This window comes from Atopomonas hussainii (genome assembly GCF_900109735.1).
GTDB classification, from domain to species: Bacteria; Pseudomonadota; Gammaproteobacteria; order Pseudomonadales; family Pseudomonadaceae; genus Atopomonas; species Atopomonas hussainii.
Window position 1 is genome coordinate 13,272 of the sequence record NZ_FOAS01000009.1, and the last position, 18,338, is coordinate 31,609.

At 61.3% G+C, this 18,338-nt stretch carries 17 protein-coding genes; 10 read left to right on the forward strand and 7 right to left on the reverse strand.

Annotation, left to right across the window (positions count from 1 at the left end):
• Positions 1–3: 3 nt before the first annotated feature.
• From BMX80_RS09860 to BMX80_RS09870, 3 genes are all read right to left on the reverse strand, one after another.
• Complete coding sequence (locus tag BMX80_RS09860; RefSeq protein ID WP_074867805.1) at positions 4–1,305, reverse strand: OmpP1/FadL family transporter; 1,302 nt, start codon at positions 1,303–1,305, stop codon at positions 4–6.
• A 206-nt stretch (positions 1,306–1,511) separates the two neighbouring features.
• Positions 1,512–2,390 (reverse strand): carbohydrate kinase family protein, encoded by an 879-nt coding sequence (locus BMX80_RS09865; RefSeq protein WP_074867807.1) that lies wholly within the window; start codon positions 2,388–2,390, stop codon positions 1,512–1,514.
• Positions 2,391–2,492: 102 nt separating this feature from the next.
• A complete protein-coding gene (locus tag BMX80_RS09870) occupies positions 2,493–3,725 on the reverse strand; it encodes an NADH:flavin oxidoreductase/NADH oxidase family protein (RefSeq protein WP_074867810.1) in 1,233 nt (410 codons plus the stop codon).
• Positions 3,726–3,868: 143 nt separating this feature from the next.
• Between BMX80_RS09870 and BMX80_RS09875 the strand changes: the two genes are divergently transcribed.
• The 5 genes from BMX80_RS09875 to BMX80_RS09895 are packed head-to-tail and all read left to right on the forward strand — an operon-like array spanning position 3,869 to position 8,587.
• Positions 3,869–4,516, forward strand: coding sequence for a methylamine utilization protein (locus BMX80_RS09875; RefSeq protein ID WP_074867813.1), 648 nt, complete (start codon positions 3,869–3,871; stop codon positions 4,514–4,516).
• The gene (locus tag BMX80_RS09880) at positions 4,506–6,842 is read left to right on the forward strand and encodes a putative bifunctional diguanylate cyclase/phosphodiesterase (protein ID WP_074867816.1); all 2,337 of its coding nucleotides are present in this window, start codon (positions 4,506–4,508) and stop codon (positions 6,840–6,842) included. The genes BMX80_RS09875 and BMX80_RS09880 overlap by 11 nt, the downstream gene beginning before the upstream one ends.
• A gap of 11 nt (positions 6,843–6,853) precedes the next feature.
• Complete coding sequence (locus BMX80_RS09885) at positions 6,854–7,708, forward strand: DUF3034 family protein (RefSeq protein WP_074867820.1); 855 nt, start codon at positions 6,854–6,856, stop codon at positions 7,706–7,708.
• 2 nt (positions 7,709–7,710) lie between these two features.
• Positions 7,711–8,127 carry a group I truncated hemoglobin gene (locus tag BMX80_RS09890; RefSeq protein WP_074867823.1) on the forward strand — a complete coding sequence of 139 codons (417 nt, stop codon included), beginning with the start codon at positions 7,711–7,713 and terminating at the stop codon, positions 8,125–8,127.
• Entirely contained in the window at positions 8,117–8,587 is a 471-nt protein-coding gene (locus BMX80_RS09895) for a MerR family transcriptional regulator (RefSeq protein ID WP_175474898.1), read from the forward strand. The genes BMX80_RS09890 and BMX80_RS09895 overlap by 11 nt, the downstream gene beginning before the upstream one ends.
• On the opposite strand, the gene BMX80_RS09900 is transcribed toward BMX80_RS09895, so the two are convergent.
• Entirely contained in the window at positions 8,584–9,822 is a 1,239-nt protein-coding gene (locus BMX80_RS09900) for a sterol desaturase family protein (RefSeq protein ID WP_074867825.1), read from the reverse strand. The genes BMX80_RS09895 and BMX80_RS09900 overlap by 4 nt on opposite strands.
• Before the next feature lie 129 nt (positions 9,823–9,951).
• Between BMX80_RS09900 and BMX80_RS09905 the strand changes: the two genes are divergently transcribed.
• The 5 genes from BMX80_RS09905 (at position 9,952) to BMX80_RS09925 (ending at position 16,046) form a co-directional block, all read left to right on the forward strand.
• Complete coding sequence (locus BMX80_RS09905; protein WP_074867827.1) at positions 9,952–10,818, forward strand: dienelactone hydrolase family protein; 867 nt, start codon at positions 9,952–9,954, stop codon at positions 10,816–10,818.
• A 3-nt stretch (positions 10,819–10,821) separates the two neighbouring features.
• Entirely contained in the window at positions 10,822–11,475 is a 654-nt protein-coding gene (elbB, locus tag BMX80_RS09910) for an isoprenoid biosynthesis glyoxalase ElbB (RefSeq protein ID WP_074867829.1), read from the forward strand.
• 23 nt (positions 11,476–11,498) lie between these two features.
• The gene (locus BMX80_RS09915) at positions 11,499–11,969 is read left to right on the forward strand and encodes a thioesterase family protein (protein WP_071872173.1); all 471 of its coding nucleotides are present in this window, start codon (positions 11,499–11,501) and stop codon (positions 11,967–11,969) included.
• 18 nt (positions 11,970–11,987) lie between these two features.
• Entirely contained in the window at positions 11,988–13,760 is a 1,773-nt protein-coding gene (locus BMX80_RS09920; protein WP_074867832.1) for a sensor domain-containing diguanylate cyclase, read from the forward strand.
• A gap of 132 nt (positions 13,761–13,892) precedes the next feature.
• Positions 13,893–16,046, forward strand: a complete 2,154-nt coding sequence (locus BMX80_RS09925) for a putative bifunctional diguanylate cyclase/phosphodiesterase (protein WP_074867835.1) — start codon at positions 13,893–13,895, stop codon at positions 16,044–16,046.
• Between the two features lie 21 nt (positions 16,047–16,067).
• On the opposite strand, the gene BMX80_RS09930 is transcribed toward BMX80_RS09925, so the two are convergent.
• From BMX80_RS09930 to BMX80_RS09940, 3 genes are all read right to left on the reverse strand, one after another.
• The gene (locus BMX80_RS09930; protein ID WP_074867838.1) at positions 16,068–16,697 is read right to left on the reverse strand and encodes a LysE family transporter; all 630 of its coding nucleotides are present in this window, start codon (positions 16,695–16,697) and stop codon (positions 16,068–16,070) included.
• A 65-nt stretch (positions 16,698–16,762) separates the two neighbouring features.
• Positions 16,763–17,515, reverse strand: coding sequence for a TerC family protein (locus BMX80_RS09935; protein ID WP_071872177.1), 753 nt, complete (start codon positions 17,513–17,515; stop codon positions 16,763–16,765).
• Between the two features lie 135 nt (positions 17,516–17,650).
• On the reverse strand, positions 17,651–18,193 hold the full coding sequence (locus tag BMX80_RS09940) for an isochorismatase family protein (RefSeq protein WP_074867841.1): 543 nt from the start codon (positions 18,191–18,193) through the stop codon (positions 17,651–17,653).
• Positions 18,194–18,338 lie beyond the last annotated feature (145 nt).

Below are 18,338 nucleotides of genomic sequence, written 5' to 3' on the forward strand. Positions count from 1 at the left end.
TGCTTAATAGCGCCAGGTCAGGCTGCTGCTGATGGCTTGCATCCAGGCGTTTTCGTAACTGCCGCTGACTTGTTTGGGGTCGCTGATCGGCAGCGCTTTGCTCTGCTGCACCGCCATATCGCCCATCCAGATGAACTCATAGCTGAGGTTGAGGCTCAGGTCTTGCTCCAACGCATAGTCGATACCTGTGCCCAAGCGCCACGCTTCGCCCATGGGGTTGGTGACGGTGCGGTACTGATCGCCTACCGGCGAGCTGTCGTAGGCGGCGCCCAGGTTCCAGCGCAGCTTTTGGCTGTGCTGATATTGAGTGCCGAGCGAGACGTGCCACGAGTCGCGGTAATTGGCATCCAGCGTGGTGCTGGTGGGATTGCGGGCGTCGAGGTCGAGGCCGATCTCGCCAAAGCGCGACCAGTCTTGCCAGTTGGCGCTGGCCAGTAGCGCCCAGGCGCTGTCGAGCTGGTGGAACAGGCTGACGGTCAGGGTTTGCGGCACCTGCATATCCAGCGTGGTTTTGGCGTTGGTGAGGCCACCAGCGTTCCACAGGTTTTGCTCCACGGCGCTTAAGCCTTTGGGATCGAGCTTGTCGCTAAAGCTCAGGTCGATCGCACTGGTATACGCCAGTCCCACGCGAGTCGCTGGGGTGGCTTGATAGAGCACACCGAGGTTAACGCCAAAGCCCCAATCGTCGGCCTTGTACTCAAGGCTGCCGTCGGGGTGCGTGCCTATACCCAGCGGGTTGTTGTCCAGCGCCAGTTCGCTTTCGCTGAGGCCGTACAAAGCGCGCAAGCCGAGGCCAAATGACCACTGCTCATTGGCCTTGAACGACAGGCTGGGCATCAGGGTTAGGCCCAGTAACGTGCCGTTCTGCAGGTAGTAGCGGCCCGCCCAGTCATCGGAGTAATCGATGCCTAAGCCAAAGTCGCCGTAGTTGGCAAAGCCAACATGCCACTGTTCGTTCAGCGCATGGGTGATAAACAAGCTGGCGCCGGGCGACAGCGGCATGGCGTTGTGACCGCCACCACCGGAGAGATTGTTGCTGCTATCGGTATCGAAATTGACCTGTCCGGTAATCAGCTGGGCGCCCGCGGTAATCTGCGTACCATCGAGATAACTCATGCCGGCGATATTGCTGGCCAGGGTAGACGGGCCTTGGGCACGCGCCGCCGCGCCAGCATTGGCTAGGCCCGTGTTGTCGGTACCGATTTCATACAGGATTAGGCCAGAGGCTAACGCCGAAAGCGGCGCCAGCGCAGCCAGCAGGCAGGCGCCAGAGGCCAGCCGCAGGGCCGGGGAGAATGTGCTCATGATGGTTGCGTTCTAGTTATGAATGATGAAAAGAAAAAGGTGAGGTTGCGCACCCATGGCGATGTCGCAAATGCATAGCTGCATGTCGCCTGCGGTGCATTGTGCGGCGATAGACGGTGATCGTCAAAAAAACTATGAATAACGGTTCATTTCTTCTTTGCGTCAGCTTTTCGCCGTCTGTTGGAGCAAAACCTGAGCTTGGCGGGCTAAACCGTAGCCCGGGCCAATAGCGCTGGGGCGTTTAGCGCGGGGTTGCACAGGCGGTCGCTCTCTACACACAAGGCGCCTGCGGCAGCCGCCAAACGCAGGCAGTCGGCCAGCGGATAGCGGTTGAGATGGGCGTAGACGAAACCACTAAAAAAGGCATCGCCAGCGCCGTTGCTGTCGCGTAGTTGGCTGATGGGCAGGGCGGCTTGTTCCAGCCAAGTGCCGTCGGCGGCGAGCAGACTGGCGCCGCGCTCGGCGTGGGTGCAAACCACCAGCTGCTTACCCTCGGCGATGCACTGCTGCATAAAGGCGCGGTAGTCGGGTAGGTTGTCGCTGGCGAGAAAGATCACCTGTGCGGCGTCGATAAAGGCTTGGTGGTAGGGGTTGCCGAGGTCGTAGTCGTGCAGGTCGGTCCAGATCGGCGTGCCGAGCGCGCGGGCTTGCGCAAGGCAGGGGCGGGCGTAATCGAAGATATTGATGATCGCCACATGGCAGCACGCCAAGTGCTGCGCGGTAGCGCTCAGGTCGAGCCCGCTGGCTGCTGGCGGTTGGGTGAAAATCGACAGGCGCCGGCCGTGGCTGTCCATCAGGTTGGTGTGTTGCTCGGTGGCGGCACTGCTGCGGCAGAGGTGCTCGGCAAGGCCGTGTTCAGCAAGCGCGGCATGGATGGCGTCGCCGGCTGGGTCGGCGCCAATCACGCTGTGCAGGCTCACGTTACAGCCCAGCGCCTTGAGGTTCAGCGCTTTGCCCGCGCCTGTGCTGCCGAGGGCCTGATAGCTGCGTGTGGCCCATAGGGTTTGCGCGCTGGGCGCCGGCAGTTCGGGCAGGTGGATAAGGGTGTCCCAGGTGGTGCCGCCGATCACACATAAAGGCTGCATGCTGCGTCTCCATGATTGCATCAGCAGGCAGCGTAGCGAGCTTACCCCGCCAGCACCTGCGCCTTGGGTGGGCGCAGGGCGGGGGCGCAGGTGTTGGCTGACTCAGCGCTGCGCGAGGTACTGCTGGTAGCGCTTGGTCAGGCGCGACAGGCGCAGGCGATCGAGCAGCAGCGACAGTACGGGTGAGGCTTCGGGCTTACTCGCCTTGCCTGCGCCAAGACGGCGTAGTTGGCGGCGCACCAACGCCATGGTGGCGACGGCGGCGAGGGTCTTGTCGCCCCAGCTGACGGCCGGCAGCTCGCCGATGCGTGCTTCACCGGCTTGCCAGCGCTTGGGCAGGTCGGGCTCGACCGCCAAAGCGGTGGCCATGCCGACCACGGCCACGCCACTGTCGATGACTTGCTCGGCAATCGGCAGGCGGCGCACGCCGCCGGTGGTCATCAGTGGCATGCGCGCGACTTTAGCCAGTTCGGCGGCAAATTCTAGGAAGTACGCCTCGCGTGCCAAGGTGCGGCCATCGGCGGTGCGGCCTTGCATGGCGGGGCTTTCGTAGCTGCCGCCGGACAGTTCCAAGAGATCGATGTTTTCTTGGTTAAGCAGCTCGACCACCTCGCGCGCATCGTCGGCAGTAAAGCCGCCGCGCTGGAAGTCCGCCGAGTTGAGCTTCACCGCCACGGCAAAACCGGGGCTAACGGCGGCGCGCACGGCACGGACCACCTCGATCAACACGCGGGCGCGGTTGGCGAGGCTGCCGCCGTAGTCGTCATCGCGCTGGTTGCTCAGTGGCGAAAGAAACTGCGAGAGCAAATAGCCGTGCGCGGCGTGAATCTGCACGCCATTAAAACCGGCTTGCTCGGCCAGTTGCGCGCTGCTGGCGAAGCGTTGCACCAGTTCGGCGATGTCGAAATGAGTCATCGGCGTGGGTGCGGCGAAGAGTTTCGAGTGCTTGCCTAAGTCCAGCGCGACGGCCGAGGGCGCCCAGCGCAGGCCGCCTAAGCTGGCGTAGGTTTGCCGGCCGGGGTGATTGAGCTGCATCCAGATCTGCCCGCCGCCGCTTTGCCCGGCCTGTGCCCACGCGCGAAAGGCCTCCAGCGCGCTGCCTTGCTCTAACACCACGCCGCCGGGGCCGGTCATGGCGCGGCCGTCGATCATCACGTTGCCGGTCAGCAGCAAACCGCTGCCGCCCTGCGCCCAGCGGCGATACAGTTCAATCAAGGTGGCGCCGGGCTGTTGGCCGGGCGCAGCGAGGTTTTCCTCCATCGCGGCTTTGCCGATGCGGTTGGGTAATTGGCTGCCGTTGGGCAGGGTGAGCGGGGTAAACAGGGCGTGCGGCATGCTGGTCTCCTTGTCGCGGTGAGCACAGGCTAAGCTTGAAGTGCTGTTTAAGGTCAAGCCCACATGGCAATGCTGCTTTGCAGTGCCTAAGCTCAGGAAATCGCAGGCCCTGCCGTTAACCGTTCGGCAGGAAGAGGTGCAGTATGTTTCGACAATTGGGGTGGTTAGCCGCTGGTGTGATGGCGGCGCTGACGGCGCAGGCCGAGGTACGCGTGCAAGTGGTGGATGGCCAAGGCCAACCGCTGGCCGATGCGGTGGTAAGCATTCAGGCCCCCGGCACGCCGGCCAGCACGGCGGTGATGGATCAGGTGGGCAAGCAGTTTGTGCCGCGGGTGTTGGCGGTCAGCACTGGCACGGCGGTGGCGTTTCCTAATCGCGACGATATCCGCCATCACGTGTATTCCTTTTCGGAGCCCAAGCGCTTTGAGCTGCGTCTTTACCACGGCACGCCCAGCCAGCCGGTGCAGTTCGACAGCCCCGGCTTGGTGGTGTTGGGCTGCAATATTCACGATTGGATGGTCGGCTACATCTATGTCAGTGCCGACCCATGGCTGGCGGTGACCGATGCACAAGGCATCGCACGCTTTGCTTTGCTCGCCGGCGATTACCCGCTCACCCTCTGGCACCCCGATTGGCCGCAGCCGCAACCTTGGCAAGGCCGTGCGGCGCTATCGGCCAACACTCCGGCGCTGCCGTTAGCGGTGCGCATCTCGGCCGCCGCTCCGGCCGCTGCGCCGAGCAACCCGTTTGCCGAAGCCTTCCAGCGTACTTTGCAGCAGCATGCGGATTAGTTTTTTTGCCCGGGTCAGCCTGGGGGTGATGTTGCTCTTGCTGCTGGTCATCGGCAGCTTGGCCGGTGCCCTGCAGCAGGCCGCACAGCAGGCGCTGGAGCGTCACGCGCAGGAGCAGTTGAATATCGGTGCGCGGGTTTTCGAGCGCTTGCTGGCGCTGCGCAGCCAGCAGTTGCAGGACGAAGTGCGTATCCTCAGCAGCGACTTTGGTTTTCGCGATGCGGTGGCCTCGGCGGATGTGCCGACCCTGCGTTCGGCACTGCGTAATCATGGTGATCGCGCCGAGGCCAGCGAAGTGCTGCTGCTCGATCTCCACGGGCAGATCAAGGCCAGCACCAGCGCGGCGTTTGCCGAAGGGCAGCCCTTTGCCTATGCCCAAGCGCTGCTAACCCAGCTGCAAAACCCGCAGCATCTGCTGGTGGTACCGGTCGATGGCGTGCCGCACTTGCTGGCCGCCGCCACGGTGCGCGCGCCGTTGCCGGTGGCGGTGTTGATCATGGGTTTCGAGATCGACCGAGCACTGGCCGACGAACTACGCCAGCTTACCCACCTAGAGGTGACCTTGCTGGTGCAGACGGACAACAGCAAACCGCGCTGGTTGAGTACCTTGCTGAATGCCCCCGCGCAGCAGTTGGAGCTGCTGCGCCAACTGGATAGCGACAGTCGCCATTGGCAGCCTTTGGCGTTGGCCGGCGAGCATTATTTGAGCTTGGCGGTGCCGCTCAGTGAAGCGGCGGATTACCAGATCAGTGCCTTTTTGCATCGGCCGTTAAATGCCGTGTCTGCCGCGCTGCTGGGGCTGCGCGAACGCCTGTTGAGCATCGCCGGCTTGGCCTTCGGCGCGTCGCTGTTGTTGGCCTTGTTGCTGGCGCGCACCGTGGCTAGGCCGCTGGAGCGCTTAGCGCGCAGTGCGCAACGCATTGGTCAGGGCGATTATCAGGCGCCGATCGAGCGCCTGCGCGTGCCAGAGCTGGCCGCGCTGGGCGCTGCACTGGGGCAGATGCAGCACGGCATCGCCGAGCGCGAACGCCAGTTGGCGCACAATGCCCTGCACGAACCGCACAGTGGCCTGCCCAACCGCACCTTGCTGGAAGAGCGCATCAACAGCGCCATCGCCGCCGAGCGGCCCTTAGGGGTGTTGTTGATTGGCGTGGCGAACTTTTCCGAATGGCTCAGTGCCCGTAGCGGCGATGCCGAGCAACAGCTGGCGCAGGCCTTGGCGCAGCAATTACTCGAGCTGCGCCGGCCGGGCTTGAGCGTGGCGCGTCTGTTGGATGACCGTTTCGCCGTGTTGCTTGAAGAAGCCAGCGCCGCCGAGCTGATCACCTTGGCCGACCAATGCCAGCAGCGCCTTAGCCAACTGCGCGACTGGCAGGGCGAGGCGCTGGGCTTGCAGGTGCATATCGGCGTGGCCAGCTACCCGCAAGACGCGCACAGCAGCGAAGCCTTGCTGCACTGCGCACTGGCCGCCCTGCATGAGGCGCAAATGCACCACGAACCGGTGCAAGTCTATGAGCAGGCTAAAGACGCCGCGCGGCAGCGGCAGATCATTCTGGTGCGCGACTTACGCCAAGCCGCCGAGCGTGGCGAATTGCAGCTGCATTACCAGCCCAAGCTGAATCTGCGCGATGGACAGATTCGCCAAGCCGAGGCCCTGCTGCGTTGGCAGCATGCCGAGCTGGGTTGGGTGTCGCCGGGGGAGTTTATTCCCTTGGCCGAACGTACCGGCAGCATTGCCGCGCTGACCCGCTGGGTGATCGAGGCCGCCGTGGCGCAAATAGCTCAGTGGCACGCGCAGGGGCTGGTCATGCAAGTGTCGGTGAATGTTTCGGCTGCCGATCTGGCCGCCTTCGATGTCTGTCAGGTGGTCGAACAGGCGCTCAGTCGTCATCAGCTGGCAGCGCAGCAGTTGGTGCTGGAAATCACCGAAAGCGCGGTGATGCAAGATCAACAACACGCCCTAGCGGTGTTGCAGGCGCTGCGCGAGCTGGGCGTGGGTTTGTCGGTGGATGACTTTGGCACCGGCTATTCATCGCTGGCGCAGCTGCGCCAGTTGCCGGTGCAGGAGTTGAAAATCGACCAAACCTTTATCCGCCAACTGGGCCCGGAAGGCGATGACGCGGTGATCGTCCGTTCGACCATCGAGATGAGCCATCGCCTAGGCCTGAAGGTGGTTGCCGAAGGCATCGAAAGCGCCTTGGTCTTGGAGCTGCTGCGCGACTGGGGCTGTGACGTAGCGCAGGGCTATTACATCAGCCGGCCCGTGCCGGCCAGCGCGCTGCAAGCTTGGCTGGCCAGCGACGCGGCGCAGGTTCTGCAAGGTTAACGGAGGTAAACATGCGACGAATAACGCTCTTGGCCTGTGGCCTGTGTTGTGCCCTCGGCGCGAACGCCGAGCAGGGGCGTTTATTGGCCACCGGCGGTGCCAGCATGCTCGAAGGGGCGGCCGGCGGCGGTATCGTGCCGTGGGCGGTGCTCACCGGCTATGGCGAGCAAGATGAGTGGGGCGGCAGCGCCTTTGCCACCCGTGTCGAGACCGGCGACTACCGCTTGGATGCCGGCGGCGTGGCGCTGGCTTATGGCAATCGGCTGGAGCTTAGCTATGCCCGTCAGCACTTAGACTTGGGCAGTTTGGCGCGTGACCTCAACCTGCCGGATAACAGCGTCAGCCAAGATATCTTCGGCCTTAAAGTGCGCCTGTTTGGCGATCTGATCTACGACCGCTTGCCGCAAGTGGCGCTGGGCGTGCAGCACAAACGTCAGCGCGACTTCCGTGTGCCTAAGCTGGTCGGCGCGCAGCGCGACACAGACACCGAAGGCTATCTGGCCGCCAGCCGTTTGTGGCTCGGCGCCGCGTTTGGCTACAACCTGTTGGGCAATGTCACCGCGCGTTATAGCCGCGCCAACGAGCTAGGCCTGCTGGGCTTTGGCGGCGACCGTCGCGATCAACACCAATGGCTCGGCGAAGCCAGCTTGGCGGTGCTGCTTAATCCACGTTGGGCGGTGGGCGTGGAATACCGCGAAAAGCCCGACAACCTGAGTTTTGCCGGTGAAAGCGACTGGCAGGATGTGTTTATCGGCTATTTCCCCAGCAAACATGTCTCGCTGGTGCTGGCCTATGCGCGGCTCGGTGAGATCGCCACCTACGACCATCAAGACGGCGTTTACCTGTCGCTGCAAGGGAGTTTTTAACCATGCGAGCTTGGTTATTTAGCGGGCTGCTGGTGCTGCTGGTCGGTTGCGCCACGCCGGCCCCGGACAGTCTCTATCAGCAGCTTGGCGGGCAGACGGGGATTACCCGTATCGTCGAAGACATGCTGCTGCGCGCCGCCGCCGATGCGCGGATAAAGCAGCACTTTGTTGAGGTGGATATCGTCCGGGTGCGCGACAAACTGGTTGAGCAGCTGTGTGAACTGAGCGGTGGCCCTTGCATCTACAGCGGCGACAGCATGGAAGAAAGCCACACTGGCTTGCACATTAGCCGCAGCGACTTCAATGCGCTGGTCGAGCTGCTGCAAGCGGCGATGGATCAACAAGGCGTGTCGGTGCGTGCGCAAAATCAGCTGCTGGCGCACTTAGCGCCCATGCGTGGAGAGATCATTGAACGCTAACAACCCAGCAGGCGGCGCGGCCTTGCGCATTGGTGAGCTGGCCGCTGCCACCGGGGTAAGTACCTCGGCGCTGCGTTTTTATGAAAAACACGGCCTGCTCGGCAAAGCGGCGCGCGCCGGCAATGGCTATCGGCAATACCCGCCCGAGGCGGTCGAGCGGGTGGGTTTAATTCGCTTGGCGCAGCGCTTGGGTTTTAGCCTTGAGCAAGTGCACAGCATCTTAGGGCGCCCCGGCGAGCCGTTGGATCATGAGCAGATTCTGGCCGGCTTACAGGCCCGCTTAGGTGAAATTGAGCAGATGCAGGCCACGCTGGCGGCGCAGCACAGTGGCCTGACCTGCATGCTGGGTAAATTACAGGCGCAGTGGCAGCTAAGTAGCTGCCTGCCGTTGGCGCGCTTGCTCGACGGCGAAACCGCCGCCGAGCCGCCTACTGCGCAGCGTAAAGCGAGCGCGCGTTAAGCCGACGCCGCCTGATCGGGCAGGCGTTTGCTGTGCCCCATGCCCCACACGCTGAGGGCCACGTACGCGGCGCTCAGCCCCAGCCAGAAGGCCGCGCCGCTGAGCAGGCCGCTGGCTAACAGCCACAGCACCGTGGCTGTGCTGGCCAGCAGGCGTAGACCTTCGAACAGGCGGGCATGGGGGCGGTCTTCCAGCCAGACGCCGGTGGCATACAGGGTAAAGGCCACCCACGCCGAGAGCAGCAGTGCCGCGCCAAGGCCCAGTTGCTCGCCCGCCGCCATCAGCCCCACAGTGCCGAGCACAGTCACGGCAAACTGGCATGCGGCATACACCTGCTGCGAGCGACTTAAGGCGATATCGAACTTACGGAACTGGCTTAAATCCGGCGTGGCCATCGGGTAGCGCGCGGCGACATCGGCGGGGCGCCAGCCGGTGCGGCGAAACCAGATGGTGAGTTTGTCTTGCCAGCGCTCGGCGCGCACGGCGTCGTGCCACAGTTGCACGTAGAACTGCGCGTTGGCCCACAGCGGGTTCCAGCTGGCCAGCGGCTTAGTCACGCCGAAGATCACCGGCTCGCTGTCCTGTTCTTCATGGAAGGTGCCGAACAGGCGGTCCCAAATAATGAACACGCCGCCATAGTTACGATCGATATACAGCGGGTTTTGCGCATGGTGCACGCGGTGGTTAGACGGGGTAACGAAGAACCACTCATACCAACCTAGCTTGCCGATGTGCTGGGTGTGCACCCAAAACTGATAGAGCAAATTCAGCGCCGCCACGGTGATAAACACTTCGCCGGGAATGCCCAGCACGGCCATCGGCAGGTAGAAGAGCCAGCTGAACAGCCAGCCGGTGCTGGTTTGCCGCAGCGCGGTGCCTAAGTTGTAGTCCTCGCTCTGGTGGTGCACCGAGTGCGCGGCCCACAGCACGTTCATCTCATGGCCCAGGCGGTGGTTCCAGTAATAACAGAAGTCATAGGCCACAAACGCCAGCAGCCAGACCCACAGGCTATCGGCCGATAACTGCCACACGGCCAGATAGTCGAGGCTGAGCAGATAAATACCCACCGTGGCGAACTTAGTGAGAATGCCCACAGCGCGGGAGAGCACCCCGGCACTCAGGCTATTAATGGTGTCGCTTAAGCGGTAGGTGCGTTTGCCGCTGCGCCAGTCGGCGATCAGCTCGAGGGCAATCAACAGCAGAAAAAACGGTACGGCGAATAAAATCAGATTCATGGTATGCCTCGTGGCTTGGGCGAAACCCGCTGCTCGGCTAGCATGGGGCCACTTCATCCTAACCTCATCGATAAAAAGCCTAGGCGCCGTGCATGCCAGGGCAAATCACCAATAACGACAAGGAACACTATGAAAGGTTTACGTTGGCTAGTGGCCGTGGTGCTGGTGGCGGTCACCGCCTCGCTGGTGGGTTTTTGGCCGTACCGTGCGGCGTTGTTCCCCACCCCGTCGCAGCAGGCGCAAAGCGTTGAGCGGCTAAAAGAGGCGCTGACCTTCGTGCCGGCCAGCGACCATGTCGGCCCTACCGTGCTGGTGTTTCATGGCTGCTCGGGGCAAACCGCGCAGTACGTTGAGCACGTGACTAACTGGCTGCAACCTAAGGGCTACCACCTCGTGTTTGTCGACAGCCTTAAAGCCCGTGGCATTCCCCTGAGCAACAAGGAATACCCGGTGTGCGACGGCAAAGTGCTGTGGGGCAGTGAGCGTGCGCAGGATGTGTTTGCCGCGCTGGCGCTGTTGGATAACTACCCGTTGGTCGACCAACAAGCCTTGGCGCTGTTGGGTTATTCCCACGGCGGCTGGACCATTTATGACGCCCTCAGCCAAGTGGGCCACGAAGGCCACGGCTACACCGCGCCAGCGGCAGAGGCACTGGCCGGGGTGCAGGGCGTGATCACCTATTACCCGTTCTGCGGCTTCCCCGCGCAGCATGCGCAAAGTGGCATTGCGCTGGATATCCCAGTGCTGATGTTCTTGGCCAGCGCCGATACGGTGGTCAGCCCGCAGGAGTGCTTAAGCGCGGCGGCCAACTTCGCCAGCCAGCCGCTGGATATTCGCCAGTTTGCCGGTGCGCAGCATGTGTTTGACCAGCCCAGCGGCTTGAACAGCGAAGTACCAGCGTTTGCCCGCGCCGCCGAAGCGCAGGCCGAGGCCTTCTTGGCGCAGCACCTGAGCCAGCATGAGCTGGTTAGCGCCTCGCCCACCCATAAGGAGTGACCGATGAGCAAGCAAGTAGCGGTAATTTTGTCCGGCTGTGGCGTGTTTGATGGCGCCGAAATCAACGAAGTGGTGCTCACCCTGCTGCGCCTAGAGCAGCAAGGCGCGCAGTACCAGTGCTTTGCCCCGGATATGGCCCAGCATCATGTGGTTAACCACATCACTGGCGAGGAGATGAGCGAGACGCGCAACGTGCTGGTCGAAGCCGCGCGTATCTGCCGTGGCGCCATTAAAGACGTGCGCGAACTGGATGTAACGGCCTTCGATGCGCTGATTCTGCCCGGCGGCTTTGGCGTGGCGAAAAACCTCTCTGACTTTGCCTTTAAAGGCGCCGAGTGCCGCGTGCAGGCCGATGTACTGGCGGCGTTAAAAGCCTTTGCCGCAGCGGGCAAGCCGGTAGGGCTGGAGTGCATTGCCCCCGCGTTGGCGGCCAAGGTGTTTGGCGCGGGCGTGGTGTGCACCATCGGCAACGATGCCGACACTGCCGCAGCCGTCGAGGCCAGTGGTGCCCAGCACCAAGCCTGCGTGGTTAGCGATATCGTCGAAGACGCGCAGTGCAAGCTGGTTACCACGCCCGCCTACATGCTCGCCGGTTCGATTCTTGAGGCCAGCCAAGGCATCAACAAATTGGTCGACCGCGTGTTGGCACTGGCGTGAACTTCTCTGCTTAAGGACAGCCCATGACAGACACCACAGCGCAATTAGAGCCGCACGTTAAACAAGCCATTGCCGGGTTTATCGAGCAGATTCCGTTCAACAAGCTGCTGGGCATTGAGCTGCTGAGCATCAGTGAAGAGGCGGTGGAAATGCGCCTGCCGATGCGCCCGGAGCTGGTGGGTAATTTCCTCCACGGCATTCTGCACGGCGGCGTTACCGCGACCATACTGGATGTGGCCGGCGGCTTGATGGCGCTGGTCGGTGCTACGCTGAAAAGCCAGCATCTGAGTAACAGCGAGCGCATGGCGCGGTTGTCTAAACTCGGCACCATCGACTTGCGTGTCGACTACCTGCGCCCCGGCCGTGGCACCGCGTTTATTGCCCGTGCCACGCCGCTGCGTAGCGGCAACAAAGTGGCGGTGATCCGCTGCGAATTGCATGCCCTTGAAGGCGACTTGATTGCAGTGGGGACGGGCACTTACCTGTGTGGCTGACCCCCGCAGGGGGAGTGTGTGGCGCACAACACAGGCTTAACACATTGGCTGTTGCGGCACGCCAAGCTGGTGCTGGGGCTGATTGCCTTGGTGGGCCTGCTGGGCGTGTGGTTTTCGTGGTTGCTCTGGCAGTTACTCAGCAGCAAAGAGCACCAAGTGGTTGCCGAGCAGCAGCGCAGCGCCGCCACTCTGCTGGTCGAGCGTGTTCAGGAAGACCTAGAAGAACAACTGCGCAGCTTCGCCCGCTTTGGCCGACGCATCGAAAGCCTTGAACAGTTCGATACACACAGCTGGCAGCATGAGTCGCACGTGCAGCTGGAGGACTTTTCCAGCTGGCATGTGTTGGTGCTGATCGACCGCCAATACCGCCTACGCCACGTGTTCACTCGCGCCGGTGATCTACCGCTAGAGCAAGCCCACTATCAACAGGTGCTGCGGCGTTTTAGTGGCCTAGCTGAGCAGGCCCGCGAGCAGCGGCGCGATGCCATGACGCCACCGCATCTGACGCGGCACAACCGTTTAGGTCAGGGCCATCTGGTGCCCTTGTATGACCCGCAAGGTGCGTTTATCGGTTGGTTATATGGCGGCTTTTTCGTCGGCGAACTGATGGCCAGAGCCTTGATCCCGATGATCGAGCAAGGCTATGTGATTCGCCTGCAGCAAGGCGAACAGGTGATTTTTGACAACGACCCCGAGCGGCGCTTGGGCAACAGCCAAGGCGTGGCCACACACAGCCCGCTGTATCTGCGCGATACCCGCTATGACATTTGGTTGGAGCCCAGCGAAGCCCTTGTCAGCGCAGGTTTTACCGATTGGCCGCAGTGGGTGTTGCTGGCCAGCCTGCTGAACACCGCGTTGTTAATGCTGGCGCTGTTCTATAACTATCGCCGCTTGCAGGCCGAGCAAGCGGTGCGCCAGAGCAAGTTGTTGGTGCAAGAGTTGCTGGCGCTAACCGGGCAAGCGGCGGACGCCTTGCTGGTGATGAAACCTGAGGGGCGGCAAGTGCTCTACGCCAGCCCGCGCTTACTAGAGCTCACCGGCCACGCCAATGAAGCGGCGATTCAGCGCTTGCTTAAAGAGCGGCCCAGCGCCTTGACCCCCGAACCTGAGCGTTGGCAGGCCGATTTTACCCCCGGCAAAACCCACGAGTTTCGTGCCCAGTTGGCGCACACCAATGGCAGCTTGCGCACAGTGGATGTGAGTGCCCGTGGTGTGCTGTTCCACCGCGAGCGGTTTGTGCTCTACAGCTGCCGCGATGCCAGCCAGCGCATGGCGGTGGAGCAGGCCCTTAAGGAGCAGTCGTTGCTCGATGGCTTAACCGGGCTGCATAACCGGCGCGCTTTTGATCAAGCCATCGCACGCGCCATAGACGGCTTGCAGGCGGGCGCGCCGTGCACTTTGGTGATGCTTGATGTGGATTACTTCAAGCGCTTTAACGACAGCCTTGGCCATCAGGCTGGGGATGACTGTTTACGTGAACTAGGCCAGCTGCTTAGCGACAACACCCGTCGCGATAGCGAGCAAGCGTTTCGTTATGGCGGCGAAGAGTTTGCCCTGCTGCTGGAGGGCGACAGCAACGCGGCGGGCAAAGCCGCCGAGCATATTCGCCTTGCCTTGCAGCAACGTGCCATCACCCATCCGCAAAGCCCCCTGGGGGAGGTGACGATCAGCTTAGGCTTAGCTGAGGGCCTCGCGCAGCAAAGCGCCGAGGCGTGGCTAAAAGCCGCCGATCAGGCCTTGTATCAGGCCAAACAGCAAGGGCGAAACTGCGTGGTCAAGGCTGACGCCTGATCGGTTTGCGGGGCGTGGCACAGCTTTGCAGCCCACAGGGCATAGGCCCTTGGTCGATTTTTTAAGGCTTTCGGCGGTGTCTTGCGCGGGGTTGGCTAAGCTGAAAACAGCTTATCGTTGCGAGGCCAACGCATGCGCGTTTTGTTAGGTATTGATCTGCCGGCTGGCATGTTGGTGATCCCCTATCAGCATGATGTGTTTCTGGTCATGGTGGCCCTGTGCATTGCCGTGGCTGCCGCCTTTGTCACGCAAAGTTTGATGGAACAACTCACGGTCATGGCGCGCACTGGGGTTAGCGCGCTGGCGTTGCGCGTTGGCTGGTTATCGTCGGCCTTCTGCATGGGCGGTGGGGTTTGGGCGCTGCATTTCATCAGTCTGCTGGCGCTGCGGGCGCCTATTCAGCGCGACTACGACGTCGGTTTAACTGTGCTGTCGTTACTGATCGTGATTGCCGCCAGTGCTTGGGCGCTGCACCTGCTGCAGCATGCGCGGCCGCGTTGGGCTTTATGGCAGGCGGCGGTGGTGTCGGGACTGGGTATCGTGCTCATGCATTATCTGGGCATGCTGTCGATGCGCATGGTCGCCGTGCAGCTGTACAACCCCGGCTATGTGTTGCTGGTGCTGCCGTTGGCTATGGGCACGGCGTATTTGGGGTTTTACCTCGTGCAGCATTTGCACGATAACGCCTCCACCGGGGTGTATTTGTCGCTCAAGTTGGCCACCAGCTTAGTGATGGCGCTAGGGGTGGCAGCGGTGCACTTCGTTGGCATGCACGGCATGCGCCTGATCCTCAATATCGATGTGCAAGCCTATGTGCAGCGTGGCCCGGCGGCTGATACCGAGATGGGCTTAGTGGTGGGCGTTGTGGCGATGCTGATCATGCTGATCGGGCTGATTTCCGGAGGCTGGGTGCAGCGCTCGTTGTATTTGCAGCGCAATGCGCTCAGTCAGACGGCCATGCGTTTGCAACAAGCCAGCGATTACGACCCGCTAACCGGCCTGTACAACAGCCGCGCGTTTCGCGAGCGCTTAGAAATGCGCTTGGCCGCCCTGGGTGAAGCACACAATGCGCTGATCCTCTGGCTCGATCTGGATCAGTTCAAACGCATTAACGACAGCCTAGGGCACGCCCAAGGTGACGAGCTGCTCGTGCAAGTGGCGCTGCGTTTGCGCGGGGCGTTACCCGGCGGGGCTATTTTGGGTCGTTACGCGGCCGATGAGTTTTGCGCAGTGATTAGCGATGGCGACGTGGCCAACTTGCAAGATATCCCCCAGCGCCTACGCGAGCAGCTGGAGCCGCCGCTGCAGCTTAGCGATACCGCCCTGCAACTGAGCGCCAGTATTGGCTACACCTATTACCCCGACGATGGTCGCAACAGCGCCGAGCTGCTGCGCGATGCGGGGATTGCGTTGGGCTGGTGCAAAAAGAACGGGCGCAACCGCAGCCAGCGTTTCAGCCTAGAGCTGGCCGGCGAAGCACAGATGGACTTGCGTCTGGAGCAAGACCTGCGCCAAGCCATCGACCAAAACGAGTTGCAGGTCTACTTCCAGCCTATCGTGCGCGGCGATAGCGGCGAGGTAGAGGCGCTAGAGGCGCTGGTACGCTGGCCGCATGCCGTGTTTGGCATGATCAACCCCGAGCGCTTTGTCGGCTTGGCCGAACAATGCGGCATGATTGGTGAGTTAGACGCTTGGGTGATGCAGCGCGCAGCCCGTGAGGTGCGCGAACTGCACGAGCATGGCCGCAAGATTCGCGTGGGGGTGAATTGCTCGGCGCTGAATTTGTCCGACCCAGAGCTGCCCATGCGCGTCGAGCTGGCGCTGCGCAGCTCGGGCTTGCCGGCCACTTACCTCACCCTAGAAATCACCGAAAATGCGCTGATGGGCAATGTGCTACAGGCGGCAGAGAGCCTGCAAAAAATCCGCGAGTTGGGGGTGAAGGTATCGATTGATGATTTCGGTACGGGTTATTCGTCGCTGGCGTATTTACGCAAACTGCCGGTCAACGCATTAAAGATCGACCGTTCGTTTATTCGTGAATTAGACATCAGCCGCCAAGACCAAGAGCTGACCGGGGCGATTATTGCCATGGCGCACAAGCTGCAATTGCGCGTGGTGGCCGAAGGGGTGGAGTCGCTCAAGCACGTGGCCTTACTGCGCGAGCAGCAGTGCGACTTACTGCAAGGCTTTTGGTTTAGTCGGCCGTTACCGATGAGCGAGTTGCGCGAATGGCTGAGCCTGTATCGCCCGGTGGATGTATTGCCGCCCAACCAGCAAGCCAGCTGATTGGGCGTTGGTAATGGCTGATTAGGCTTCTTGCTGCACGGTGGTGAGCAAACCGGCAGCCAGCACAAAGCAGCCGCCAAACACCCGGTTGAGTAACTTTTGCTGGTGCGGGCTGCGTAGCAGGCGCAGCACCTTGGCAGCCAGCGCGGTGTAGCCGGCCATCACCAGCAAATCGACGCCAATCATAGTCGCCGCCAGAATCAGGTATTGCTGAGCCAGCGGCTGGCTGGGGTCAATAAACGGCGGCAACACGGCCAGAATAAAAATGATCGACTTAGGGTTGCTGGCGTTAATCAAAAAGCCGCGCAGCAGCAGGCTTAAGGGGCGGCCAATCGGGCGCGCGCCGTCATCGCTGACCAAAGGCGCAGGCTCGGCGCGCCATTGGCTGATGCCCAGCCACAGCAAGTAAGCCACGCCAAACCACTTGATCAGGTTAAACGCCAGCTCCGAGGCGGCCAGAATGGCGCCTAAGCCCAGCGCTACCACTAGGGTTTGCAGGGCTAACGCCACCTGCAAGCCAATCGCCGTCCAATAGCCGCGCACAAAGCCGTAGCGCACGCCGCTGCTCATCGAGGCCACCGCACCGGCACCGGGCGACAGGCTCAGCAACCAACAGGCGGCAAAAAAGGTTAACCACACCGACAGCGCCATCACGGCTACTCCCAAAAAGACAAACCCCAGACTAGCTGGGGTTTGTGCTTGATACACCGATACAGTTACGGGGTATTTTTGCGTAACTCCACCGCGGCTTTGGCGGCTTTCTTGCCACGCATGCGGATATTGAGTGCTTCCACCGCCAGCGAGAACGCCATGGCGAAGTACACGTAGCCCTTGGGCACATGCACACCGAAGGCCTCGGCAATCAGCAGGGTGCCGACGCAGATCAAGAACGACAGGGCGAGAATTTTCAGCGACGGGTGCTTGTCGATGAACTCACTGATGGTGCCGGCTGACAGCATCATCACAATCACCGAAATGATGATCGCCGCCACCATGATCGGCACGTGCGACACCAAGCCCACCGCAGTAATCACCGAATCCAGCGAGAAGACGATATCGATGATGGCGATCTGGATGATGATGCCCATAAAGCCGCGCGCCGCTTTGCCGGTATCCGCTTCTTGGCTTTCTTCTTCGCCTTCCAGGCCGTGGTAGATCTCCATGGTGCTCTTGAACAGCAAGAACAAGCCGCCGAAGAACAGAATCAGGTCGCGGCCAGAGATGCCGTGCTCAAACACGGTGAACAGGTCGTCGGTCAGGCGCATCACCCAGGTGATCGACAGCAGCAGCAAGATCCGTGTGCCCATAGCTAACGCCAAGCCAAAGAAGCGCGCCTTGGGTTGCATCGCCTTGGGCAGGCGGCTTACCAGAATGGAAATAAAGATGATGTTGTCGATGCCCAGAACGATTTCCAGAGCAGTCAATGTCAGAAAGGCAACCCAGATTTCTGGGCTGGTCAGCCATTCCATGTCACAAATCCTTGCAGGGGGCGGCGAAATTGCCGGCGCTTATTCTAGGGGGCGTAGAAGGTGCTCGCTACTGAGATTGCGAAAACTCAGCGCGAGCATATCCGCGACGCTATTGAGCGGGTCGCTGCGTAGGGGCTAGCACGTGATAGCCGGTTGCTTGCTTTGCTGCAGATGGTCCTGGGTGGTTAAGGCTTCGATCAGTGGATGTTTAGATAGAGTGAAGTTGTGGTGGGCAATCAAGGTAGCGGCCTCAGCATGCGGCTTGCTATGCGTGGTGTGCGCGTCACTGATTAGGCTCACACGATAGCCTTGGCTGGCCGCGGCAAAGGCTGTGCGGTCGATGCAAAAGTCGCTGGCATACCCGCAAATGATTAGGTGTTGCACGCCGTATTCATCTAAGCGCTGTTTCAGCGTGGTGTTTTGAAAGGAGTCTGCGGTTTGCTTGCGTAAGCGCTGATCCTCGTGACTGAGATTCAATTTTGCGGCGAGTTGCCATGGATCGGTGTCAGGCAGCAAAACACCGGGAATTTCGTGCTGGATAAAAACAATCGGTGTTGAGCTGTCGCGGGCGTTGCCGATGAGCTGGTTAATGTTGTCCAGAGTCTCGTCGGCATAGGGCGGTGGGTTGTGAGCAAAAATACCGTTTTGTACATCGATTACGAGTAGTGCTGATTGCATGCTCATCTCCTTGAGCGGGCTGATTAAGCCGCATAACACGCGGCTTTTGACTGTTTAGCGCAGTGCTTTATGGCCGTCTAGTTGGATATTTTCTGGCCTGATCAAGATGGGGCGTTGGCTGTCTGTAGCTTGTACAAGATTTTTT